Origin of the sequence: Roseobacter sp. GAI101 (assembly GCF_000156335.1) — a bacterium.
Taxonomy (GTDB): Bacteria; Pseudomonadota; Alphaproteobacteria; order Rhodobacterales; family Rhodobacteraceae; genus Sulfitobacter.
Window position 1 is genome coordinate 664,686 of record NZ_DS999213.1, and the last position, 23,721, is coordinate 688,406.

Here is a 23,721-nt window from a genome sequence, read left to right on the forward strand (position 1 = left end):
GAGGATTTTTGTCCATTTGGAAATGACGGTCAGCGTCCCTTGAACAAGCCGCCCAGAATGCCGCGAACGATGCGGCGGCCTGTTGTGCCCTTGAGTTCCTTTATGACCACGCTGGCAAGTGCGCCGCCAAAGCTGTCGTCTGATTTTTCCGTATGTTTGGAGGTCGAGCGTTTTACTCCTTTGCCGGCATAGCGCCGGGCGGCGTTGAATTCGCGCAGGGCCGGTGTGGTGTCGTCGGCTTTCTCTGCATCCTCTTCGGCCTGTGCTGCGGCTTTGGCAGCGTCTTCGGCGCGTTGTTTCAGCATTTCATAGGCAGAGTCCCGGTCAAGGCGGGTGTCGTATTTGCCTGCCATCGGACTTTGTGCCATCAGCGCTGCGCGCGTCGCGGGCGCGATCGGCCCAAGCTGCGAAGACGGCGGGCGGATCAGGGTGCGTTCCACCACACCCGGAACGCCCTTCTTCTGCAGCATGGAGGTGACCGCTTCGCCGACGCCGACCTCGCGGATGGCTTCTTCGGTATCGAAGCGCGGGTTCTCGCGGTAGGTCTGCGCGGCCAGGCGCAGTTCCTTGCGGTCTTTCGCGGTAAAGGCGCGCAGGGCGTGCTGGATGCGGTTGCCAAGCTGGCCAAGGATATCGTCGGGCACGTCGGCGGGGTTTTGGGTGATGAAATAGACCCCAACCCCTTTGGACCGGATCAGGCGCGCGACCTGTTCGACCTTGTCGATCAGCGCTTTGGGCGCGTCGTCGTACAGCAGGTGGGCTTCGTCAAAGAAAAACACCAGCTTGGGTTTGTCGGGGTCGCCGACTTCGGGCAGTTCTTCGAAAAGCTCCGACAGCAGCCAGAGCAGGAAGGTCGCATATAGCTTGGGAGAACTCATCAACTGGTCTGCGGCAAGAATGTTGATGAAACCGCGCCCGTCCGTGTCCGTGCGCATCAGATCGCCAAGCGCAAGCGCCGGTTCGCCGAACAGGTCTGCTGCGCCCTGGTTTTCAAGCACCAGCAGCCGGCGCTGGATCGTGCCGACCGAAGCCGCGGATACATTGCCGTAGCGCAGTGCCAAGGTTGACGCGTTTTCACCGACCCAGACCAGCAGGGATTGCAGATCTTTAAGGTCGAGCAGGGGCAGCCCGTCTTCGTCCGCGACACGGAAGGCAATGTTGAGGATGCCTTCTTGCGCTTCGCTGAGACCCAGAAGCTGGCCCAGCAGCAGCGGGCCCATTTCCGAAATTGTCGTGCGTACCGGATGGCCCTGTTTGCCGAACATATCCCAGAATGCGACCGGAAACGCCGCGTAGGTGAAATCATCGAACCCGATCTTGGCCGCGCGCTCCATGAAGGGACCGTGCAATTTGTGCGTGTCGGACCCGGCCACGGCGAGTCCTGACAAATCGCCCTTCACGTCAGACAGAAAGACCGGAACGCCAGCCGCAGAAAACCCTTCGGCGAGGATTTGCAAGGTCACTGTCTTGCCGGTGCCCGTGGCCCCCGCGATCAAACCATGGCGGTTGGCGTAGCCAATATTGAGGAATTGCTGCGTGCCGTAATCTTGGCCGCCGCCCCCGATAAAGATATCTTTGGTCACGTGATCATCATCCTCCAAGGCCCCGCCGATGCGGGCAAAGTGCCGCCCGAGCATACAAACTTAACCTTTGGACGCCATAGTCAAATTGTTCCGGGCCTACTTGTCCTTTCGGCCCGTGAACACTTCCTCCCTGTCAGACTGGCCGTGCCTTCGGGTACGGCCCTTTTTTCGGTCGTGAGCAGAAAATGATTTGGCTAATCTATCCATCCGTAAGCATATTTTCCTGTTGACCGTTGGCAACGGCTTTCGTAACGTCTGCTTAATAAGTCGGCCCAGTCCGACGGGGAGAAAAGAAGAACAGGGAAAAGGGCGCTTTGCGTCCTTTTTTCTATTTGGGGGGACCGGCTTGGCCATGATCAGCAAGAACTTGCCAGAAACCACGGCGTTTTATTGGGATCTTGCCTGACAACGCTGATTTAACATGGTAATCGGCGATAAGTTTAACGGATTTGGAACGAGCATGAATAAGTACCTTACGATCCTTCCGCTGTGTGCGGCCATGATGATGCCTATGGCAGGTTTTGCACAGACGGCAACCACTGAGACGACAGATACCGCGGCACCCAAGACAACTGAAACTGCCCCGGCGGCGTCAGATGCACCGGCCGCTTCGGGCGTCGAGGCACAGTTGAGCATGGGTGACGACGGTGAAGCCGCGACCGATCTGGGCAAGCCCTATACCAAAGAAGAGGTCGGGTCCTGGGAAATTCGTTGCATCAAGACCGAAGAAGACGTCGACCCCTGCCAGATGTACCAGTTGCTGGATGACGGTCAGGGCGCACCTGTCGCGGAGTTTTCGTTGTTCCGTCTGCCCGAAGGTGGCAAGGCGCAGGCCGGTGCGACCGTTGTCGTGCCGCTCGAGACATCCTTGCAGTCGCAACTGAGCGTCGCCGTCGACGGCGGCAAGGAACGCCGCTATCCCTTCGCCTTTTGCAACCCCGTCGGATGCTATGTGCGCATGGGTCTGACTGCGGATGATGTTGCGGCGTTCAAGCGCGGCAAAGAGGCGAAGATCACCATCGTCCCTGCCCTTGCACCGGACCAGAAGGTTCAGCTGACCCTGTCATTGGACGGCTTTACCTCAAGCTTTGACAAATCATCCGTGATTGAACGCTGAAAACTGCGTTTTTGACACAAACCAAGGGCCGTCTCTGACCGAGGCGGCCTTTTTCGTTTCTGCATAGCGTTCAGGGCGTGCCCTTAAACCCTGCGCAGGGCGATCACGGCATTCATGCCGCCAAAGGCGAACGTGTTGGTCAGCACCACGGAAACCTTTGCATCGCGGGTCTCGTTCGGAACCACGTCCAGTGCGCAATCCGGATCGGGTTGCTGATAGCCGATCGTGGGGGCGATTACCCCGTCGCGCAGCGCCATGATGCAGGCCAGCAGTTCGACGGCACCGGTACCGCCGATCAGATGGCCATGCATGGATTTGGTCGAACTGATCATCAGCTTTTGCGCATGGGGCCCGAAAACATCTTGCACGGCGGCGCATTCGGTCCTGTCATTGGCGGCTGTGCCGGTGCCATGGGCGTTGATATAGCCCACGTCCTGCGGATTGATCTGTGCGTCTTCCAGCGCCCCCGCCATGGCGCGCGCGGCCCCGTCCCTGGATGGCATCACGATATCGGACGCATCCGAAGACATGGCGAAGCCTGCGACCTCGCACAAGATTTCAGCCCCTCGGGCGCGGGCATGTTCGTATTCCTCGAAGACAAAGATGCCAGCTCCTTCGCCCTGCACCATGCCGTTGCGGTTGGCGGAGAACGGGCGGCAGGCGTCGCGGCTCATCACGCGCAGACCTTCCCACGCTTTGACGCCGCCGAAACACAGCATCGATTCCGATCCGCCCGTCACCATTGCAGGGGCCATGCCCGACCGGATCATGGCAAAGGCCTGGGCCATGGCGTGATTGGACGATGCGCAGGCCGTCGAGACGGTAAAGGACGGCCCCCTGAGGTTATATTCCATACTGACATGACTGGCGGCAGCGTTGTTCATCAGCTTGGGTACGACAAAGGGGTGGACGCGGTTTTTGCCTTCCTCATAGACGGCGCGGTAATTGTCGTCCCACGTGCTGACACCGCCCCCCGCCGTGCCCAGAACCACGCCGGATTTCTCAGCCAATGCGCCCGAAAACGTCAGGCCTGACTGGGCGATCGCCTCGGCTGCGGCGGCTAGGGTGAATTGCGTGAAACGGTCATATAGCGAAATTTGCTGCCGGGTGTAGCGCGTGTCTGCGTCAAAGCCCTTGACCTGACCGCCGATCCGGATCGACAGGCGTTCGACATCACGAAATTCAAGCGGACCAATGCCGCAGACGCCTTCGCGCATCGCGGCCAGCGTGGCGGGCACAGTCAGGCCAAGCGCGTTGATCGTGCCGGCCCCGGTAATGACCACACGTTTCATTTGTTATCCCTGCTCGGCCTTCAGCCGCTGAATGCCCGCGACAATGCTGGCCACGCTTGAGATGTCGAAATCCGATGCGTCAGGTTGATTGGCGTTGAAAGACACCGAGATATCAAAGGTTTCCTCGATGGCAAAGATGCTTTCCACAACGCCCATGCTGTCAATGCCCAGCTCGCTCAGCGTGCTGTCGGGGGTGACATCGGCCGGGTCAAGCATCGCCTGTTGCGCGATGATTTCTATGACCTGGGATTCAATCTGCATATTTTACCTCGTAAATCCGATCTTAGGCATCCGTGTCGGGGAACTGCTTTTTCAGCGCGGCCATGTCGCGGATCAGGCGGGGCAGACGGCGCAACGCCTTATAGCTTTCGATCTGTTTGGACATTTCGGTGCCGGGATAGCCCAACATGGACCGGCCCGCTGGCGCGTTAGACATAATCTTGGTGCCGCCGCCTGCAATCACGCCGTCGCCTATGAAAATGTTGTCGCTGACCCCGACCTGCCCGCCAAGCACGACGTTGTCGCCAATCGTTACCGACCCCGCGACGCCCACCTGACCGCACAGCAGACAGTTCCGCCCGACCACGACGTTATGCCCCAGATGCACCAGGTTATCGAGCTTGGTGCCGTCGCCAATCACGGTGTCGCGGATCGTGCCGCTGTCAATCGTGCAGTTCATCCCGCATTCCACGTCATCGCCAATGGTCACACTGCCCAGCGAATGGATACGCGCCCATTGTTGCGCTTTTGTGTCGCCACGATCACCAAGGGTCTTGCGGGTCTGTTCAACGGTGCTGGGTTCCGGCGTGACAAAGGAAAACCCGTCGCCGCCAATACGCGCGCCGGGCTGTGCGATAAAGCGGTCACCGATCTGGACTCGCGCGCCGATGCTGACATGATCGCGCAGATAGGCGTTTGTACCCAAGACGGCATCGGTTCCGATATGGCATTGCGGCCCGATGACGCTGCCCGCGCCGATCCGTGCGCCCGCGGCGATGATCGTCAGGGGGCCGACCGACACATCGTCTGCAAGTGTCGCGGTCGGATCAATGATGGCCGAGGGGTGGATGCCAGCGCCAAACCCCTGCCCCGGATCCATCATTCGCGTCAGACCCGACATCGCATAGCGTGGCCGATCCGGCAGGATCGCTGCCTTCAGGCCCAAAGCTTCCCAGTCTGCGTCTGTCCAAAGCATCGCCGCCTGTGCCGAACCTTCCGACAGGGCCGCAGCGTATTTCGGGTTCATCGCCAGGGCGAGATCGTCGGCCCCCGCTTGGGCAGGTTCCGCGACCCGCGTAATCATCAGCGATGTATCCCCGACGGCGGTCGCGCCCAGAGACGCGGCGATCTGTTCGATGGTATAGCGCATTGGCTGTCTCCCCTTGTCGGGGATGGATTACCCCTGAACGGCCCCCAATGCCACCCCTGCCTTGCTGAGGGCATTCCAGATCTTGGCATCGCGGCCATAGATATCGGCGCGATATTGCGTATGCCCCCGAGGCGTGGTGAAGGCTGTGCGATAGATCAGGTGTACCGGCAATTCATTGTCCAGATGGACAAAGGTTTCCCTGCCTGTCGCCAGCTTTGATTTGAAAAACCCAACCGGATCAGAGGTTTGCGCTGCCAGCAACGTATAGGCGAAATCAAACGGATCGGCCAGCCGCACACAGCCATGGCTGAAGGCGCGCATGTCACGGGCGAACAGGCTTTTGGAGGGCGTGTCATGCAGATAGATGTTGTATTTATTGGGAAAAATGAACTTTACCAGCCCCAACGCATTGGACCTGCCCGGGCGTTGGCGCATCGAAAACGGAAACGTCTGCTCGGTATAGCTGCTAAAGTTCACGGCTCCGCGCGGGACGATACGGCCACTGCGGTCGATCAGATCAATGTGACCCGCCGCATTGGGATTGTTCTTCATCGAAGGCAGATATTCCTTGGTCACGATGGACCGCGGCACATTCCATGTCGGATTGATCACGATATATTCCATCGTGTCCGAAAACTCCGGTGTATAGCGACCGTCCTTGGTGGCCCCCACGACAGACTTTGTTTCAAAGGTGACGCGCCCGTTGTCGATGATCGCGGCGGTAAAGGCGGGGATATTGACCAGAACATGACGCGCGCCACGTTCTTTGTTCAGCCAGCGTTCCCGCTCCATCGCGACGATCACGGATTTCAGCCGCGTCTCGACGCTTTTGTTCAGCTCGGTGATGGTGCCGGACCCGGCAACGCCATCGGTGTTCAGCCCGTGGTCCTTTTGGAATTCGCGAACCGCGGCTTCCATCGTGGCGTCATAGCTGATCCCGTTGGTCCGCTTGAGGTAGCCCATTCTGATCAACCGGTTCCGCAATGACACGACCGCAGCACCCTGCGCGCCGGGTTTGAGCGTCGAGGCCGATACAACGGGCCCCCATCCGCCAGTCGCCAAAAGCTTTTCCATCTCCAGCTTTTCACGCATCAGCGCGTTATATTCCATTGTCCGTGGCCGCAGGTTGCGCAGGAATGGCATGGGGTCGGATTTGATGAAATCGGTAAGATACGCCTGACGGTCGCGGTATGGCACTTCGCGCACCATCGACGAATCTATGCGCGACGGGATCAGGATGCCGGTTTGCAAATCGCGCGCGTATTGCAGAAAGACGCGGGTCATCTCGACCTCGGCCAAGCCACGGTCGCGCGGGGTGCGCGCGGCAGCAAGTATGTTCATTAAGCCTTGGGGATCATAGCGCGCGACTGGCAGCCCGTGCAGGTCAGCCGCCTTGATCGCGGCCATCAAAGCGGCGCGGCGGTCGCGCTGCGTGTCATTGGCGTCGGTCCAGATCGGGGCATAGTCGCTGCTCCGGTAATGGGCTGCGATATCTTCGTCCCGTGCTGCCGCCTCGGCGACGGCCTGTTTGAAGGCGGTGACCTGGGCAAATGCGGGCCCAGGAGCGGCGAAAAGCATTGCGGCCGTCGCGGCAGCCCCTGCAAGTAGAGAGAGTTTTACATAAATACGTGGCATGACATCGAACATCTTTAACATCGAATCCCTCGAAACTACGGGTCTAATAGGTCCACTAAGGCCAGATGCCACCAGATCTTGTCCAATAACATTGTCTGTGAGGTCGCAACTAAGGAAAGGATGATGCCTATTGGCATCGCCTGTGTTGCAAAAATGTCTGCGCATCACCCTCTGCGCAAATTTTCGCCTAAATTTGTTGTCACTTGGAACCTTTTCGATTCAGCGCTTGGTTAAGGAATCGGCCTATGCAATAAAACCGATGCATATGGGGATAGGCGAAAGCTTCCGTGTAACATCATGGAACAACAGGCAGAAACGGGAAATTAGACATATGACTGGTATAAATTCTTCGGGCATGACCCGCCGCGCTTTGCTGGGCGCTTTCGCGGCAACCACAGTTGCAGCGGCACCAACTTTTGCAAGTGCGGCAGGTTTCTTGCGCGGCGCAGGCGATATTCGTCGGATCAAGATGTTTTCCGGACGTACCGGCGAACGCATCGACATGATCTATTGGATCGAAGGCGATTATGTTGCCGACGCGGTCAAGGAAGTGAACCATTTCATGCGCGACTGGCGCACCGACGGGATCAAATCCATTGATCTGCGTACCATCGATATCATGGCGGCTGCGCATAACCTGATGGATGTGAACGAACCCTACATGTTGCTGTCCGGCTACCGCAGCCCCAAGACCAACGCGATGTTGCGGTCTAAATCACGCGGTGTTGCAAAGAATTCACTGCACATGCGGGGACAGGCGGCTGACGTGCGATTGGCCTCGCGTTCGGTCAATCAGATGGCAAAAGCCGCTGTTGCCTGCCGCGGCGGTGGTGTCGGGCGATATTCCGGATCAAACTTTGTCCACATGGATTGTGGCCAGGTCCGCAGCTGGGGCGGTTGAGCGCCGGAAATTGAGTGAGATCAAAGCGCCATTTGGCGCTTTTCTCTTTTTTAGAGGGTCCCTGCTGCCCCAACGTGCAGGTCGTCATGCGGGTGGAAACCACGCCAGCGTCAGCACCGCCAACGCCAGATAGCGTAGACCTTTGGCGATTGTGATGATTGCCATGAACGACCACAGCGGTTCACGCAAAACACCGGCGATGACGGTCAGACCGTCCCCGACGATTGGAAGCCAGCTGGCCATTAGCGACCAACGGCCATAGCGGCGATACCAGTTTTCGGCGCGCGCCATCTGCGCGTCGGTGGCAGGAAACCAGCGTTTGTGCTTGAAGCGCAGGGCCACCCGCCCGAGAATCCAATTCACGACCGATCCAAGAACATTGCCGACCGTCGCGACCAACAGCAGAATCGTCAGGGAATGCTGGTTGTTCAACATCAGCGCCACCAAGAGCGCTTCGGATTGCATGGGCAGAAACGTCGCTGCGATAAACGCCGCTGAAAACAACCCGAGATAGGCAATCATCGGCGTGCCATCTGGATTGAACTCGTGGTGTTTTGCGTCAAGCGCCGCGCTCCTTGCTTGTGTCGTCTGTCCTAAGGTTTGTGGTACCGCAGCCCGCGCCCAACCGACACCCCTCAAACCGCCGCAGGGTCTATTGCGTCCCGATAGTGTGGTCACTGACGCATTGCGTCACCTGAACGGGATTAAAGATAAGGTGGCCCACAAAATAAAACCGCCGCAAAACGGCGTGTTTTGCGGCGGCGAATGGCTTGGGAGGAAGCTGTTCTTAGCGCAGGGCTTTGGCCTGCGATGCGATGTGGCGGATTTCACCGCGTGCGACGCCGATATCGGCAAGGTCGCGATCGTTCATCGCGGAAAGTTCTTTATACGTCTGGCGCACTGCGCGCTGATCGGCGCGGTGGCTGTTGTAGGCCTCGAACGCGTTGCCAAGTTTGGCCATCAGGCCGGCGGCGCGGGGGGCGGAATATGTTGTCGTGTAGCTCATTTTCTTTTCTCTTTCTCGGTTTCACGGTGGCATACCCACCGTGATCGGATTGTTTTAGGTATCGGTATCAGGCTGCCTGCTAAGGCTTAAGCGGCAGCTGCCTGACGTGGTGCGCGCCGGAATGGTGCGGCGACCTTGCGTGCCAGCGAACCGGCAAAGGCTGCGATGTAGGCGCTACGCAGGGCATGTGCTTCGCGCAGGATGCGGTCTACTTCGACGGGTGTGGCGGTCTCGTTATCAAGTACGTAGTTCATTTTCATTTTTCCGTTTCTGGGCTTCATTGCCCGTGACCGTCATATGTGCCTGATCCTCCGCTGGTGCAAACCATAGGCGGTATGCGCCCGGTGCATGGCTTTAGCCCCCGTGAGGGCCGCCCATTTGGCGTGCCATTGAAGTCTTTGCGAAACATGTTGAACCAGCCTGAGAGCCTTACAGCCCACCCATCGCGGTCCCGCGCGCCCGATCGGCCGATATTTACCACATTCGGCTGCATCTGAAAGTGACAGACGCGCAGCCTGCCGATAAGACTGACGCCATGACCGATCCTGTTTCCTCCATCCGCAATCTTGGCCCCGCGTTCGAAAAATCCTGCATCAGCGTCGGCATTACCACGGCGCAGCAACTGCGGGATCTGGGCGCAGATACAGCCTATGAGATGCTTCTGAAAGTTGGGCAGCGCCCTCATTTCATTGGATATTATGTGCTGGTCATGGCACTTCAGGGCCGTCCCTGGAACGATTGCAAAGGCGCTGAGAAGAAGGCGCTGCGGGTCAAATTCGACGCGCTCAAGGCCCGTGCCCATGACCCGCAGGCGTCCGAATTTGAACGCATGATGGATATGATCGGCGTGCGCAGCGCCAAGACCTAGGAACCCAATGGCGCTGACGGGGTTAATGTTCCAACGCACAACCCGTTAGGAACACAATGCCCGTATCCCATGACATCGACCGTGACCTTGACCGGTTGCAAGCGCTCGCCCGCCGGATGGACTACGCCTTTCGCATTCCGCTGCTGGGCGTCCGGCTGGGATGGGATTCGATTCTGGGTTTGATCCCGGGCGTCGGCGACGCGCTGGCGCTTGCCCCGGCGGGATACATCATGAAAGAGGCGCATCGCCTGGGTGCCAGCAAATCCGTTCTGGCCCGCATGGGCGCAAATGTCGGCATCGACCTTGTGATCGGGGCGGTCCCATTGGTCGGTGACCTGTTCGATATCGGCTGGAAATCGAACTCGCGCAATGTTGCCCTGCTCAAGGACCACCTTGGCCGTCAACCGGCCGCCGCGATGGATGCGCAGGGTGAATTGTCCTCGCATCACCCTACCCTGCGCGGCTGAGGCATAAAAAAAGGGCCGCAGTTTCCTGCAACCCTCTTTGTCTTCGAAGCGGTTGGATTAACCGACCAGTTCCAGACCCGAGAAGAAATACGCAATTTCTACTGCGGCGGTTTCAGGTGCATCCGACCCGTGGACCGAGTTTTCGCCAACTGATTCAGCAAATTCGGCGCGGATTGTGCCGGGGGCTGCGTCTGCTGGGTTTGTGGCACCCATGACTTCGCGGTTTTTCGCGATGGCGTTGTCGCCTTCCAGAACCTGCGCAACGATCGGCGCGGAAGCCATGAATTCGCACAGTTCGTCATAGAAAGGACGCTCGGCGTGCACTTTGTAAAACTCACCGGCTTGTGCTTTTGTCAGGTGGATACGCTTGCTTGCGATGATGCGCAGGCCTGCGTCTTCGAATTTCTTGGCAATCGCGCCGGTCAGGTTGCGGCGTGTTGCGTCTGGTTTGATGATCGAAAATGTGCGCTCAAGGGCCATGATAGCTCTCCTAATGGGGGTTGATTTGGGCGCTCCCTAACATGGTGCCTGCCCCATGAAAAGCCGTGATTGACGCGGGGCGAGACATGGTTCACACCGCGCCCATGTTACGCATTTCAGAAATCAACTATTCCGTCGAAGGCCGCCCCTTGTTTGAGGAAGCCAGCGCCGTCATTCCCGAAGGTCATAAAGTGGGCCTCGTCGGCCGCAATGGCGCGGGCAAAACAACCTTGTTCCGGATCATTCGCGGCGAACTGGGGCTGGACGCAGGCGACATATCGCTGCCATCCCGGGCCAAGATCGGTGGCGTCGCCCAAGAGGTGCCCTCCTCCGATGTGTCGCTGATCGACACGGTGCTGGCCGCCGACGTGGAACGCGCATCCCTGATGGCCGAAGCCGAAACGACCAAGGACCCCGCGCGGATTGCCGAGGTACAGACCCGCCTTGCCGATATCGACGCATGGTCCGCCGAAGGGCGCGCGGCTGCGATCCTCAAGGGGCTCGGCTTTGACGATCACGACCAGCAACAGCCTTGTTCGGCCTATTCCGGCGGCTGGCGCATGCGCGTCGCCTTGGCGGGCGTCTTGTTCGCGCAGCCCGATGTGCTCCTGCTCGATGAACCGACCAACTACCTCGATCTTGAAGGCGCGCTGTGGCTGGAGAACTACCTGTCCAAATATCCGCACACCGTGATCATCATCAGCCACGACCGGGGCCTGCTGAACCGTGCCGTCGGTGGCATCTTGCACCTCGAAGACCGCAAGCTGACCTATTACCAGGGCAACTACGACCAGTTCGCCAAAATGCGCGCTGAAAAACGGGCGCAGCTGTCCGCCGCCGCGAAAAAGCAACAGGCGCACAAGGCGCATATGCAGGCTTTCGTGGACCGCTTCAAAGCCAAGGCATCCAAGGCAAAGCAAGCGCAATCGCGCATGAAAGCCATTGAAAAGATGGTGACAATCACCCCGCCCGAGGAAGCGGCGCGCAAGGTGTTCACCTTCCCGCAGCCTGACGAACTGTCGCCACCGATCATCAGCATCGAAGGTGGCTCGACCGGCTATACCGAAGGCCAGCCCGTCCTGTCGCGCCTCAACCTGCGCATCGACCAGGACGACCGCATCGCCCTGCTGGGCCGGAACGGTCAGGGCAAATCGACCCTGTCGAAACTGCTGTCCAACCGTCTGGTGTTGTTCGAAGGCAAGGCGGTGAACTCCAACAAGCTGCGCATCGGGTTCTTTGCCCAGCATCAGGTCGACGAACTGATCATCAACGAGACACCGTTGCAGCATATGATCACCGCCCGTCCCGGGGTGATGCAGTCCAAGCTGCGCGCGCAACTTGCCGGTTTCGGCCTTGGTCCCGACCAGGCAGATACCGAAGTAGGCCGCCTGTCCGGTGGTCAAAAGGCCCGCCTGTCGCTGCTGCTTGCCACGCTAGACGCGCCACATTTGCTGATCCTCGATGAACCGACCAACCACCTCGACATCGAATCCCGCGAGGCCCTGGTCGAAGCGCTTACCCGCTACTCCGGTGCCGTGATCCTTGTCAGCCACGACATGCACCTGCTGTCGATGGTTGCCGATCGTCTGTGGCTGGTATCGGACGGGACAGTCAAACCCTACGAAGACGATCTCGAAGCCTATCGCAAGATGCTGCTTACAGTCGAAAAGCCTGTCAGCAAGAATGCCAAGCCGATCAAAGAGGTCCCCAAACCCAAACGGGCATCGCGCGAAGACATCCTTACCCTGCGTTCGGAAGTCCGGACAGCCGAAGCCCGTGTGACCAAGATCAACGACATGCGCGACAAGCTGGCCAAGAAACTTGCCGACCCTGCCCTTTACGAAAAGGAAAAAGTCGGCGAACTTGAAGTCTGGAACAAGAAATACGCCGAAGTCATGGCCGCGCTCGAACGTGCCGAATCCATCTGGATGGCCGCACTCGAAAAACTGGAGACAGCCTCAGCCTGACACCTAATCTAATTCCGGCCTGGCTTCTCTGGCTCACAAATATCCCGGGGGTCCGGGGGCTGGCCCCCGGGAATACATATGTTGACACTCGACATCGCCTTCATGATCACGGCCTTCGCCACCATGATCGTCATCATCGACCCTTTCGCGATCGGGCCGATGTTCCTGGCGCTGACCCCCGGCATGACACCGGTCCAACGTCGCCGCATCGCATGGCGCGGTGTTTTTATCGCAGGTCTGATCCTGCTTGTTTTTGCTGCCTTCGGCGAAGCCGTCCTGGGATTTATCGGCATCTCGATGCCCGCCTTTCGCGTCGCTGGGGGGGTCCTGTTGTTTCTAACCGCGCTTGAAATGCTGTTCGACCGCCGGACCAAACGGCGCGAGCAAAACACCACCGACCCCGATCACGACCCTGACGATCATGATCACGACGATCCATCGGTCTTTCCGCTGGCGATTCCGCTTATTGCGGGTCCGGGTGCTATCGCCTCTGTGATCCTGCTGACAGGTGAAAAACCGGGCGTCGAAGGGTTCATCACCGTGATGGGCATCACCTTCGCAGTATTGGTTCTGATGGGGATCACAATGCAGGCCAGCGGGTATCTGGAACGCGCCTTGGGCAAGGTTGGCATCAATGTCATCACCCGCCTGCTTGGCATGTTGCTGGCCGCACTGTCCGTGCAATTCGTGCTGGATGGGCTTAGCGCATTTGGTTTTGGTCCCGGCGCGGGCTGACAAGTCCCATATCAGCCCCCATATAGATGCTGTGCAAAGAGGGGTGCCACCATGCCAGAGTTCGAAACAGGCCGTCTGATCTATCTCTTGCTGCTGTTGTTGATGGTGGCCGGATGGTTTTTCATGCAAAGCCGCGAGGGGCTGAACAAGACGCTGCAACAGGCGGCTGTCTGGGGCATGATCTTTGTCGGCGTCGCAGCGGGCTACGGGCTTTGGGGCGATATCAGCCGCAGTTCGGCCGTGCCGCAGCAAAGCTACGAGGCTGGCATCGGCAGCGTCACCATTCCGCGCGCGCGCGACGGGCATTATTATCTGACGGCACAGATCAACGGCGCGTCTGTCCGGTTTGTCGTCGATACCGGGGCCACGGATATGGTGCTGACGCGAGCAGATGCGCAGCGCGTGGGCCTGTCGCCGGATCAGCTGAACTATCTTGGGCGCGCCAGCACGGCCAATGGCGAAGTCCGCACCGCCTTTGTGCGTCTGAAAGAGGTCCAGCTTGGCGAGGTGCGCGATTTTGACGTGTCGGCGGTGGTAAACGACGGCGAGATGCAGCAAAGCCTGCTTGGCATGGGCTATCTGCAACGCTGGGGCCGGATCGAGATCGCGAATAACGAACTGATCCTCACGCGTTAAGATCACGCCGTAACCCGTTCATGTTTCTGCTTTTTTCTCCCACCGGCCGGATTCCTCCGACCAGTATTGGGCCGATGCGCCCGCGGCTTTCAGCGCTTTCCACTGGCCCCGTGCCTTGTTCAGGGCGATGTCATCTTCGCCATCGAACAGGATGCAGACCCGATCCAGTGCTGCAACCTCGGCCGCCGAAACCTCGGCCCCGTGGATGGAAAACACGCATGAGGCACCGTTGGGGATATCAGCACTGGTGGTCAGCAATATCGGCTGTGCGGCGTCATGCGGTCCCCCGGCCATCCCGTGCGGCAAGAACCCGTCTTCGGGCCCTTGCCGCCAAAGTGCTGCATCCATCTGCGCCAGGACCGCCGCATCCGTACCCCGCACCGCGACACGCCAGCCCGCCCCTTGGGCCTTGCCCAAAAGCATGGTCAGCGTTTCAACCAAAGGGCGTCGGGTGAGGTGATAGAAATAGGCGGCCCCCATGGTTTACTCGGTTTCGAAGTTGTCGGAAATCAGTCGGTTCAGCGATGCAACGCCCCAGCCCGTTGCCCCCACGGGTGCCAAAGCCGTCTCGTTTTTGACAGAGGCAACACCGGCGATATCCAGGTGAATCCAGGGCGTTTCATCCTTGACGAACCGCCCCAGAAACTGCGCTGCAGAGATTGAACCGCCCGCGCGTCCGCCGATGTTCCTCATATCCGCGATCCGGCTTTTCAGCAGCTTGTCATAGCCGTCGCCCATCGGCATGCGCCATGCGCCTTCGTTTTCGGTTCCGGCGGCTTTCAAAAAGGCGTTGCACAGCGCGTCGTTGTTGGAAAACACGCCGGCGTTTTCATGGCCCAGGCCGATGATGATCGCACCTGTGAGGGTCGCCAGATCAATCATCCCCACCGGTTTGAACCGCTCTTGCGCGTACCACATCACATCGCACAGCACCAAACGGCCCTCGGCGTCAGTGTTGACCACCTCGACCGTGTCGCCCTTCATGGATTTTATCACATCGCCGGGGCGCGTGGCAGCGCCGGACGGCATATTCTCGACGATGCCCACCAGCCCGACCACATTGGCCTTGGCCTTGCGCAGGGCAAGGCTGCGCATCACGCCTGCCACGACGCCCGCGCCGCCCATGTCCATCGTCATGTCTTCCATGCCCGCACCGGGTTTCAGGCTGATCCCGCCGGTGTCGAACACCACGCCCTTGCCGACCAGCGCCAGCGGTGCCGCGTCTTTTTCGCCGCCGTTCCATTTCATGACAACCACATAGGACGGGCTGTCCGAGCCCTGCCCGACCGACAACAGCGTGCGCATCCCCAGTTCTTCCAGCTTGGCGTCGTCCAACACCTCGACTTCAAGCCCGATGGATTTCATTTCGGCCAGACGGTCGGCAAATTCCGTGGTGGTCAGGAAGTTCGCAGGCTCGTTTGTCAGATCGCGGGTCATGAAGGCACCGTCGGCGATGGCCAGCAGCGGTGCGGCGGCGGCTTCCACTTCTTCCGGTTTGCTGGCCATGACGGTCACGGCACCCTTGCGCGGCTTGCCGTTGCTCTTGCGATCTTCAAAGGTGTAGTCGCGCATCGCAAGGCCGAAACACAGCTCTGCCGCCTTGCGCAGACCGCCAGCCAGCACCAGCAGGTCCGACGTGCCGCGTTTCTTGGCGAGGTTGGCACCTGCCTTGCGCAGATCCGTCACATCGGCGTTGTTGGCAAGCTTCACCACATCGACGGCTTCGGCGGCCATACCGGTGGGGTATCCCATGCTCAGCACATCGCCGGATTTCAGCTCCGCGAAGGCGGCGCTTTGCACCAGACGTTCCAGCGCGCCCTTTGTCAGCTTGTTGATCCGCCGCGCGGCCGGGTTCATCTTGCCGGTCGCGTCCACGGTCACGGCCACCCGGCCATCATGATCGGCGATCTTTTCGATGTCGGTCTGCGCGAAGGTCATTGGCGTCAATGAAGTCATGGGGGCACCTTTGTTATCTGATTTGCCCACAGACCTAGCGCGCCATGCACGGTAAGGCCAGATAGCAGTTTTCGCGGCTGGAGTTTTCCTTTATCATCACTGAAAAATGGCTGTGCAAAGATCCAAGGGAAGCAGATTGTCAAAGTTTGACCGCTATATGTTGTCCCAGTTTCTGACCCTGTTCAGCTTTTTCGCGCTGGTTCTGGTGGCGATTTTCTGGATCAACCGTGCCGTTATCCTGTTTGACAGGCTGATCGGGGATGGCCAGACCGCTCTGGTATTCCTTGAATTCACGGTGTTGGGATTGCCGCGTCTGATCACCACCGTCCTGCCCATCGCGACATTTGCGGGGGCCGCCTATGTGATAAACCGGATGACCAGCGAATCTGAACTGACGGTCTTGCAGGCCACCGGTACCGGTCCTTGGCGCTTGGCACGGCCGGTTTTTGCCTATGGAATTTGCGTCGCGTTGATGATGTCGGTGCTGACCCATGTGCTGGTGCCGATGACCAAGGCCGAGTTGAACCAGCGCGAGGCCGAGATTTCACAGAACGTCACTGCCCGCCTGCTGACCGAGGGGACGTTTCTGCATCCGACTTCCAAGGTGACCTTCTACACCCGTCTGATCGGCAATGACGGCGTGCTGCGCGATGTTTTCCTGTCGGACCGGCGCAACCCGGACGAAGGCGTGATCTATACCGCCGCAGAGGCTTATCTGGTGCGCAATGGCAATGGGACCACGTTGATTATGGTGGACGGTCTGGCGCAGCGGTTGCAGGTCGAGGGCAAGCAGTTGGCGACCGCGAAGTTCAGGGATTTTTCCTTTGATATCTCGGCGCTGGTCAGCAACAGCACCGATGAAAGCCAGTCCATCGACAGCATGGTGACGTTTGATTTGCTGAAAAACTGGGATGATCTGGCCGCGAAAACCGGACAGACCCACGGCGATATCGCCGAAGAGGTCAACGCCCGTTTTGCCGACCCCCTTTTCTGCATCATCGCGGCGATGATTGGCTATGCGACGCTGATCATGGGGGGATTTTCCCGCTTTGGCGTCTGGCGCGAGATCGTGATCGCCTTTGGCTTGCTGATCGCCATCGACGGTTTCAGCAGTACCCTTGTCGAGACGGTGCGCCAAGATGCCAGCCGCTGGCCCGTATTGTATGTTCCCAGTCTGGTCGGTGCCATGCTGGTTCTGGCAATGATCTGGCAGACTGCCCATCCGGGTTGGACAAAGCGCCTGCGCGCACCAAAGGTGGCCCCATGATCCTGCATCTCTATTTCGCGCGGCGTTTCGTGACCGGATTTGTGCTGATCTCGGCCGTTTTGTTCGCGCTGTTGATCCTTGTGGATATGGTCGAACAGGCGCGTAAATTCGCGGAGCATGACATCGGCTGGCAGCGTCTTTTCGGCATGACATTGCTGAACACGCCCGAAACCCTGAACCTGATTTTACCGTTGATCATGATCCTGGCCACGGTGGTCTTGTTTCTGTCTTTGGCGCGGTCGTCGGAACTGGTGGTCACCCGAGCCTCGGGGCGTTCAGCGCTTAGTGCGTTGCAGGCACCGGTCTGGGTGGCGTTCATCATCGGGATCATGGCGGTGGGAATGCTGAACCCGATCGTGGCGGCGACGGCGAAACGCTATATCCAACTGTCCGAAAGCATCCGCGCCGGTGGGGTATCCACCCTGTCGATCAGCGACGAAGGCCTGTGGCTGCGTCAGGGCGGCGATCAGGGCCAGACAGTCATTCGGGCGTGGCGGTCCAACGCGGATGCATCGGTGCTGTACGATGTGACGTTTCTGACCTACGCGGCCCAGGGCGGCCCGATCCGCCGGATCGAGGCATCAAGCGCTGCGTTGGAAGACGACGGCTGGGTGCTGACCGGGGCGAAATCCTGGCCGCTTGAACTGGGCGTGAATGCCGAAGGCAACGCAGAAGTGTTTGAAACGCTCACCCTGCCCTCGACCCTGACGCTGGACCGTATCCGCGAAAGCATCACCGACCCCGGCGTCGTGTCGATTTATGACCTCCCCGGATTTATCCATCAACTTGAACTGGCCGGGTTTTCGCCGCGTCGACACAAGGTCTGGTTACAGACGGAACTGGCGCGCCCGTTCTTTCTGGTGGCGATGGTTCTGGTTGCGAGCGCTTTCACCATGCGCCATACGAGGTTCGGCGGCACAGGCGTTGCGGTGCTGGCGTCGGTACTGTTGGGGTTCGGTTTGTATTTCATTCGCAGTTTTGCGCAGATTCTGGGTGAGAACGGCCAAATCCCTGTGGTTCTGGCCGCTTGGGCACCGCCTGTTGCATCGATCCTGCTGGCCATTGGCCTTCTTTTGCACGCCGAGGATGGCTAGAATGCGCCTGATTGCTTTCATCGTACTGACATTGCTGCCCCTGCGGGCCTTGGCACAAGACATGACCGAGCCGGCCGCGATGCTGGTGGCGGATGATCTGTTCATCACCCGCGACCGTGTTCTGGTGGCCCAGGGCAACGTCGAGGCCTTTCAGGGTGACATCCGTATCCGCGCCCAGGCGATCCGCTATGACGGCCAGACAGGATCGCTGATCATCGAAGGACCTATCGTGCTGAATGACGGGTCGGGCACGGTAATCTTGGCAGACGCCGCCACCTTGGATCAAGGCCTGCAAAACGGTTTGTTGCGCGGCGCGCGGATGATCCTGAACGAACAGCTTCAACTGGCCGCCGTGCAGATCGACCGCGTCGATGGCCGTTACAGCCAGCTCTATAAAACTGCCGTGACGTCGTGCAAGGTTTGCACCGACGGCGAAGTGCCCTTGTGGCAGATCCGGGCGCGCCGCGTGATCCATGACGAGGCGGCGCAACAGCTTTATTTCGACGATGCGACCTTTCACATCCGGTCCGTCCCGGTGTTCTATCTACCCCGCCTGCGGCTGCCCGACCCGACGCTGGACCGCGCCACGGGGTTCCTAGCCCCCCGCGTGCGGACCACCTCGCAGCTCGCGACCGGCCTGAAAATTCCGTATTTCATCAAGCTGGGTGAAAGCCGCGACCTGACCCTCACTCCCTATATCTCAACCGCGACACGGACCCTGGAATTCCGCTACCGGCAGGCTTTCACCAGCGGCCGGATCGAATTCAACGGGGCCTATTCCCGCGATGACCAGCTTCCTGACGAGAGGCGCGGCTATCTTTTTGGCACGGGCGCTTTCGACATGGGCGGCGATTACAAGCTGAGCTTCACCATCGAGACCGTCAGTGACGAGGCCTATTTTACCGAATACGGCTATTCCGACGAAGACCGCCTGCGCAGCGATGTGACCCTGTCGCGGACACGGCGCGACAGCTATTTCCGCACCAGCTTGTACAATTTTGAATCGCTGCGCCCCGGCGAGGTGAATGCCACCCTGCCCACACTGGTGATCGACAGCGAATTCGAACAGCGGTTTTTCCCCAAATCCGTTGGCGGAGAAGTCCGCCTGTCCCTGCAGGCCCACAGTCACCGGCGCAGCTCCGACCGGGATACCGACGGGCCGGATGCGGATCTGATCACCGACGGGCGCGATATGGCGCGGATCAACGGCAAGCTCGAATATCTGCGCCGTTTCACCCACGGATCAGGTGTCGTGATGGATGCGCGCACCGGTGCGACGTTCAACTTCTTCGACATCAGCCAAGACCGCAGCTTTGCCCAGAACCACTATGATCTGGCTCCTTTCGCGGCGCTCGCCCTGAGCTATCCGATGGTCCGGCGCGGTGCCGGGGATGTCACGCAGGTCCTGACCCCGCTGGCGCAGATCGGCTGGACGGGGGGCGACCGTCTGGACATCCCCAATGACGAAAGCAGTCGCGTTGAATTTGACCAGGGCAATCTGCTGACCCTGTCCCGCTTTCCCCGCCCTGATCGCCGGGAACGCGGTGCCGTGGCCGCTGTCGGCGTCAGCTGGTCTCGGATCGATCCGGCCGGTTGGGATGCGCATCTATCGGCGGGTCAGGTGTTTCGGGATATTTTTGACCCTGCGTTCTCTGACACTTCAGGGCTGTCCGGTACCCGCTCCGACGTGTTGCTGGCGGGTCAGATCCGCAACAGCGCGGGCATGTCCCTGACCGCACGTACACTGATCGATACCGATTTCGAGATTTCCAAGGCAGAGCTGCGCGGCGCATGGTCGTTCAATAAAGCCAGCCTTGCGGGGACCTATGTCTGGCTCGAGGCCGACCCCGATGAAGACCGCGCGCTGGCCGTGTCTGAGGTCTCCCTTGATGGGACCTATGACATCGGCAAGCATTGGACGGCCAGTGCCGATCTGCGCTATGACGTCGAAAACAACGACGCCGCGACTGCAGGGCTGGGGCTGACCTACAACAACGAATGCGTCAGCGTCGACCTTTCGGTCCGCCGGCGCTATACCTCTTCAACAAGTGTTGAGCCCTCGACAGATATCGGGTTTAACATCGGTCTGCGGGGCTTCTCGGCCTCCAGCGGAACAGAAAGATATGTGCGATCATGTGGGAAGTAACCAAGATGAACCTGAACCGTCTGACACGCAGCATCGGCCTGATCGGCCTTGCCCTGATGACAGCGACACCGCTTGCCGCGCAGAACCTCTTTGCGCCTGTCGCGCGCGTCAATGAATCTGTCGTGACAGAATTCGAGGTCCAGCAACGCCAGCGCTTCTTGCAGCTGCTCAATGCGCCCGGTGCCACGCGCGACGGGGCGCTGACGTCGCTGATTGACGAACGCCTGCGCAACGAGGCCGTGGCCGAGGCCGGTATCGCCCTGACCCCCGAAGGGATCGAGGACAGCCTGACCGAATTCGCCGCCCGCGCCAACCTGAGCACGGCGGAATTCACCTCCGCCCTGGAGCGGTCCGGTGTGGCCAAAGAGACGTTTCGCGATTTCGTCGTGAATTCCGTCGGCTGGCGTGAATTGATCCGCGCGCGTTACAATGCGCGGGTGCAGATCACCGACGCCGAAATCAATCGCGCGCTTGGTGCCACCCGTGGGGGCGGCGTGCGCGTGCTGCTGTCCGAGATCATCATCCCCGCCCCGCCCAAAGATGCGGCACGGGTAAACGCACTGGCTGAACAGATCGCACAAAGCCGGTCCGCGGCCGAATTTTCTGGCTTTGCCAGCCGTTACTCCGCGACCGCATCGCGCGGCCGGGGCGGTCGGCTGGAGTGGCAAGACTTGTCAAGCCTCCCCCCGAGCCTGCAACCTTTGATCCTTGGCCTCGCACCCGGAGAGGTGACCGCACCGCTGCCGATTCCAAACGCCGTCGCCTTGTTCCAACTGCGTGATATTCAGGAAACAGGGGCCGCGACACCGGTCTATTCCGCCATCGAATATGCGGCTTATTACATTGCAGGTGGCCGCAGCGAGGCTGCCTTGGCTCAGGCCCAGACCCTGCGCGGTCGCGTCGACACGTGCAATGACCTTTACGGGGTTGCCAAGGGCCAGCCTGCAGAGGTGCTTGAGCGCGTTACCAAGGCACCTGCCGAAATCCCCCAGGACATCGCGATCGAATTGTCCAAGCTGGACCCGGGCGAGGTCTCGACGGCCCTGACCCGTGCGAACGGACAAACCCTGATGTTCCTGATGATGTGTGACCGCACCAGTGCTTCCAATCAGGATACGTCGCGCACCGATGTGGCCAACGCCCTGCGTCAGGAACGTCTGTCGGGCTATGCCGACCAGCTTTTGGAACAGCTTCGGGCGGACGCGCGCATCGTGCGCAAATGACGTCGCCGGACAGTTTTTCCGACAGACCTGTCGTTATCTCCTGCGGAGAGCCGTCGGGCATCGGTCCCGAAGTGGCCGCCCGCGCGTGGGCAAAACTTGCCGGAGAACTGCCCGTGGTCTGGTTGGGTGATCCGCGTCATCTGCCCCGCGACATCCCCCATGTGGTGATCGACCGGATGGATCACGCGCTGAGCGCAGGCAAGGACGCGCTGCCGGTCATTGCCCACCCTTTCATGGCCGACGCCGTTCCCGGCCAGCCCGATCCGGCCAATGCCCAGGGCGTCATCGACGTGATTGCCCGCGGTGTGGCCATGGTACGGGCCGGTCAGGCCTGTGCGCTGACCACGGCTCCGATCCATAAAAAGGCGCTCAAGGACGGGGCCGATTTCGCCTATCCCGGGCATACTGAATATCTCGCGGCTCTCGCCGATATCGACGATGTGGTGATGATGCTGGCATCGGATCAGTTGCGCGTGGTACCTGCCACCATCCACATCGCCCTCGACCAGGTCCCGACGGCGCTGACCCCTGCCCATTTGCGCCGCGTGATTGAAATAACCGCCGCAGGCCTGCAACGCCAATTCGGGATTGCCAAACCGCGCCTTGCCATCGCGGGGCTGAACCCGCACGCAGGCGAAGGCGGCACCATGGGCCGGCAGGAATGCGACTGGATGATCCCTCTGATCCGGGACATGCAGGCCGAGGGCTATGATCTCATCGGTCCCTTGCCCGCCGACACGATGTTTCACGCCGCCGCCCGCGCGCGCTATGACGCTGCAATCGCAATGTACCATGATCAGGCCTTGATCCCGATCAAGACCCTCGACTTTGACCGCGGCGTAAACGTCACCCTTGGCCTGCCCTTCATCCGCACGTCGCCTGATCACGGCACGGCCTTTGACATCGCAGGCCAGAACATTGCGAACCCCAGCAGCATGATCGAGGCCATTCGCCTTGCATATAAGATGGCGCAGTCGTGATGCTTCTCTGGCTCTTAAATATCCTCGCCGAAGGCATAAATCCCTTCTGGCGCACGCTTTCCTCAAACACATCAGGCGACACATGAGCACCATAGACAGCCTGCCGCCCCTGCGCGATGTGATCAACACCCATGACCTCAAAGCGCGTAAATCGCTGGGCCAGAACTTCTTGCTTGATCTGAACCTGACCGCAAGGATCGCGCGCCATGCAGGCGACTTGACCGCCTGCGACGTGCTGGAAATCGGCCCCGGCCCCGGTGGCCTGACCCGGGCGTTGCTGTCCGAGGGCGCGCGCCATGTGCTGGCGATTGAAAAGGACGCGCGCTGCCTGCCTGCGCTGGCCGAAATCGCCGATGCCTATCCCGGTCGCCTGACTGTGATCGAAGGGGATGCGCTTGATATTGATCCGCTGGCCCATCTAAAGCCGCCGATCCGGATTGCGGCGAACCTGCCCTATAACGTTGGAACGGAGTTGCTGGTCCGCTGGCTCACCCCGCCGGACTGGCCGCCGTTCTGGGAAAGCCTGACGTTGATGTTCCAGCGCGAGGTGGCCGAACGGATCGTGGCCAAGCCGGGGTCCAAGGCCTACGGTCGCCTGGCACTGCTGGCGCAGTGGCGGGCGGATGCGCGCATCGTGATGCACTTGCCCCCCGAAGCGTTCACCCCCGCGCCAAAGGTGTCTTCGGCCGTGGTGCATCTGACTGCCTTGCCAGAGCCCCGCTTTCCTGCGGACCCCGCCATCTTGTCGCGCATCGTCGCCACCGCGTTCAATCAGCGGCGCAAGATGCTGCGGTCCGCGCTGAAGGGCGTTGCCCCCGACATCGAAGACCGCCTGATCGCAGCGGGTCTGAAACCTACAGACCGCGCCGAACAGATCCCGCTTGAGGGGTTCTGCGCTTTGGCCCGCGAAATTGCGAAGCTCTGAAGGGGTCAGTAGACACTCCAGCGCGCTCAAATGCAAAAAGGCCCCGACAATCGTCGGGGCCTTTTTGCTGTCGT

Annotated in this window: 24 protein-coding genes; 13 read left to right on the forward strand and 11 right to left on the reverse strand. The window is 60.0% G+C overall.

The features are described 5' to 3' along the window. Nucleotides 1–29 precede the first annotated feature (29 nt). Nucleotides 30–1,637, reverse strand: a complete 1,608-nt coding sequence (locus tag RGAI101_RS03115) for a helicase HerA-like domain-containing protein (RefSeq protein ID WP_008229344.1) — start codon at nt 1,635–1,637, stop codon at nt 30–32. Nucleotides 1,638–2,043: 406 nt separating this feature from the next. Between RGAI101_RS03115 and RGAI101_RS03120 the strand changes: the two genes are divergently transcribed. Continuing rightward, nucleotides 2,044–2,700 (forward strand): invasion associated locus B family protein, encoded by a 657-nt coding sequence (locus RGAI101_RS03120; RefSeq protein WP_008226825.1) that lies wholly within the window; start codon nt 2,044–2,046, stop codon nt 2,698–2,700. An 83-nt stretch (nt 2,701–2,783) separates the two neighbouring features. Here the strand turns inward: RGAI101_RS03120 and RGAI101_RS03125 are convergent, their stop codons facing one another. From RGAI101_RS03125 to RGAI101_RS03140, 4 genes are read right to left on the reverse strand one after another with little or no spacing between them, the layout of a single operon-like run. After that, nucleotides 2,784–3,992, reverse strand: a complete 1,209-nt coding sequence (locus RGAI101_RS03125; RefSeq protein ID WP_008229447.1) for a beta-ketoacyl-[acyl-carrier-protein] synthase family protein — start codon at nt 3,990–3,992, stop codon at nt 2,784–2,786. Nucleotides 3,993–3,995: 3 nt separating this feature from the next. Further along, nucleotides 3,996–4,253 (reverse strand): acyl carrier protein, encoded by a 258-nt coding sequence (locus RGAI101_RS03130; protein ID WP_008228598.1) that lies wholly within the window; start codon nt 4,251–4,253, stop codon nt 3,996–3,998. 22 nt (nt 4,254–4,275) lie between these two features. Further along, nucleotides 4,276–5,361 (reverse strand): UDP-3-O-(3-hydroxymyristoyl)glucosamine N-acyltransferase, encoded by a 1,086-nt coding sequence (gene lpxD / locus RGAI101_RS03135; RefSeq protein WP_008227799.1) that lies wholly within the window; start codon nt 5,359–5,361, stop codon nt 4,276–4,278. A gap of 27 nt (nt 5,362–5,388) precedes the next feature. Beyond that, nucleotides 5,389–6,996 (reverse strand): L,D-transpeptidase family protein, encoded by a 1,608-nt coding sequence (locus tag RGAI101_RS03140; RefSeq protein ID WP_037228953.1) that lies wholly within the window; start codon nt 6,994–6,996, stop codon nt 5,389–5,391. Between the two features lie 355 nt (nt 6,997–7,351). Between RGAI101_RS03140 and RGAI101_RS03145 the strand changes: the two genes are divergently transcribed. Then, nucleotides 7,352–7,897 (forward strand): YcbK family protein, encoded by a 546-nt coding sequence (locus RGAI101_RS03145; RefSeq protein ID WP_008227349.1) that lies wholly within the window; start codon nt 7,352–7,354, stop codon nt 7,895–7,897. An 84-nt stretch (nt 7,898–7,981) separates the two neighbouring features. On the opposite strand, the gene RGAI101_RS03150 is transcribed toward RGAI101_RS03145, so the two are convergent. The 3 genes from RGAI101_RS03150 to RGAI101_RS21850 all read right to left on the reverse strand — a co-directional run bounded on the left by RGAI101_RS03150 (nt 7,982) and on the right by RGAI101_RS21850 (nt 9,157). Then, entirely contained in the window at nt 7,982–8,419 is a 438-nt protein-coding gene (locus tag RGAI101_RS03150) for a YqaA family protein (protein WP_037227236.1), read from the reverse strand. Nucleotides 8,420–8,684: 265 nt separating this feature from the next. Beyond that, nucleotides 8,685–8,903, reverse strand: a complete 219-nt coding sequence (locus tag RGAI101_RS03155; protein ID WP_008225520.1) for a DUF1127 domain-containing protein — start codon at nt 8,901–8,903, stop codon at nt 8,685–8,687. Between the two features lie 86 nt (nt 8,904–8,989). After that, nucleotides 8,990–9,157 (reverse strand): RSP_7527 family protein, encoded by a 168-nt coding sequence (locus tag RGAI101_RS21850; RefSeq protein ID WP_198133738.1) that lies wholly within the window; start codon nt 9,155–9,157, stop codon nt 8,990–8,992. Nucleotides 9,158–9,438: 281 nt separating this feature from the next. Between RGAI101_RS21850 and RGAI101_RS03160 the strand changes: the two genes are divergently transcribed. Continuing rightward, complete coding sequence (locus RGAI101_RS03160; protein ID WP_037227238.1) at nt 9,439–9,771, forward strand: TfoX/Sxy family DNA transformation protein; 333 nt, start codon at nt 9,439–9,441, stop codon at nt 9,769–9,771. 56 nt (nt 9,772–9,827) lie between these two features. Next, on the forward strand, nt 9,828–10,238 hold the full coding sequence (locus RGAI101_RS03165) for a DUF4112 domain-containing protein (protein ID WP_008227465.1): 411 nt from the start codon (nt 9,828–9,830) through the stop codon (nt 10,236–10,238). A gap of 57 nt (nt 10,239–10,295) precedes the next feature. Here RGAI101_RS03165 and ndk read toward each other — a convergent pair whose 3' ends face one another. Continuing rightward, nucleotides 10,296–10,718, reverse strand: a complete 423-nt coding sequence (ndk, locus tag RGAI101_RS03170) for a nucleoside-diphosphate kinase (protein WP_008227651.1) — start codon at nt 10,716–10,718, stop codon at nt 10,296–10,298. 104 nt (nt 10,719–10,822) lie between these two features. Here ndk and RGAI101_RS03175 point away from each other — a divergent pair, with 104 nt between their 5' ends. From RGAI101_RS03175 to RGAI101_RS03185, 3 genes are all read left to right on the forward strand, one after another. Then, nucleotides 10,823–12,685, forward strand: a complete 1,863-nt coding sequence (locus RGAI101_RS03175; protein WP_008228357.1) for an ABC-F family ATP-binding cassette domain-containing protein — start codon at nt 10,823–10,825, stop codon at nt 12,683–12,685. 78 nt (nt 12,686–12,763) lie between these two features. Continuing rightward, nucleotides 12,764–13,420 (forward strand): MarC family protein, encoded by a 657-nt coding sequence (locus RGAI101_RS03180; protein ID WP_008226423.1) that lies wholly within the window; start codon nt 12,764–12,766, stop codon nt 13,418–13,420. A 51-nt stretch (nt 13,421–13,471) separates the two neighbouring features. Beyond that, complete coding sequence (locus RGAI101_RS03185; protein WP_008229192.1) at nt 13,472–14,056, forward strand: retropepsin-like aspartic protease family protein; 585 nt, start codon at nt 13,472–13,474, stop codon at nt 14,054–14,056. Between the two features lie 18 nt (nt 14,057–14,074). Here RGAI101_RS03185 and RGAI101_RS03190 read toward each other — a convergent pair whose 3' ends face one another. Beyond that, entirely contained in the window at nt 14,075–14,536 is a 462-nt protein-coding gene (locus RGAI101_RS03190) for a DNA polymerase III subunit chi (RefSeq protein WP_008226250.1), read from the reverse strand. A gap of 3 nt (nt 14,537–14,539) precedes the next feature. Further along, nucleotides 14,540–16,012 (reverse strand): leucyl aminopeptidase, encoded by a 1,473-nt coding sequence (locus RGAI101_RS03195; RefSeq protein ID WP_037227240.1) that lies wholly within the window; start codon nt 16,010–16,012, stop codon nt 14,540–14,542. Nucleotides 16,013–16,148: 136 nt separating this feature from the next. Between RGAI101_RS03195 and lptF the strand changes: the two genes are divergently transcribed. From lptF to rsmA, 6 genes are all read left to right on the forward strand, one after another. Then, nucleotides 16,149–17,279, forward strand: a complete 1,131-nt coding sequence (gene lptF / locus RGAI101_RS03200; RefSeq protein ID WP_008229242.1) for an LPS export ABC transporter permease LptF — start codon at nt 16,149–16,151, stop codon at nt 17,277–17,279. Then, nucleotides 17,276–18,373 carry an LPS export ABC transporter permease LptG gene (gene lptG / locus RGAI101_RS03205; protein ID WP_008226223.1) on the forward strand — a complete coding sequence of 366 codons (1,098 nt, stop codon included), beginning with the start codon at nt 17,276–17,278 and terminating at the stop codon, nt 18,371–18,373. The genes lptF and lptG overlap by 4 nt, the downstream gene beginning before the upstream one ends. A gap of 1 nt (nt 18,374) precedes the next feature. Further along, the gene (locus tag RGAI101_RS03210; protein WP_008226267.1) at nt 18,375–20,519 is read left to right on the forward strand and encodes an LPS-assembly protein LptD; all 2,145 of its coding nucleotides are present in this window, start codon (nt 18,375–18,377) and stop codon (nt 20,517–20,519) included. Continuing rightward, a complete protein-coding gene (locus RGAI101_RS03215) occupies nt 20,507–21,742 on the forward strand; it encodes a peptidylprolyl isomerase (RefSeq protein WP_008227289.1) in 1,236 nt (411 codons plus the stop codon). Before RGAI101_RS03210 ends, RGAI101_RS03215 begins: the two co-directional genes overlap by 13 nt. After that, nucleotides 21,739–22,722 (forward strand): 4-hydroxythreonine-4-phosphate dehydrogenase PdxA, encoded by a 984-nt coding sequence (gene pdxA, locus RGAI101_RS03220; RefSeq protein ID WP_008226668.1) that lies wholly within the window; start codon nt 21,739–21,741, stop codon nt 22,720–22,722. The genes RGAI101_RS03215 and pdxA overlap by 4 nt, the downstream gene beginning before the upstream one ends. Nucleotides 22,723–22,804: 82 nt before the next feature. Further along, nucleotides 22,805–23,647 (forward strand): 16S rRNA (adenine(1518)-N(6)/adenine(1519)-N(6))-dimethyltransferase RsmA, encoded by an 843-nt coding sequence (rsmA, locus tag RGAI101_RS03225; RefSeq protein WP_008228989.1) that lies wholly within the window; start codon nt 22,805–22,807, stop codon nt 23,645–23,647. Nucleotides 23,648–23,721: the final 74 nt, after the last annotated feature.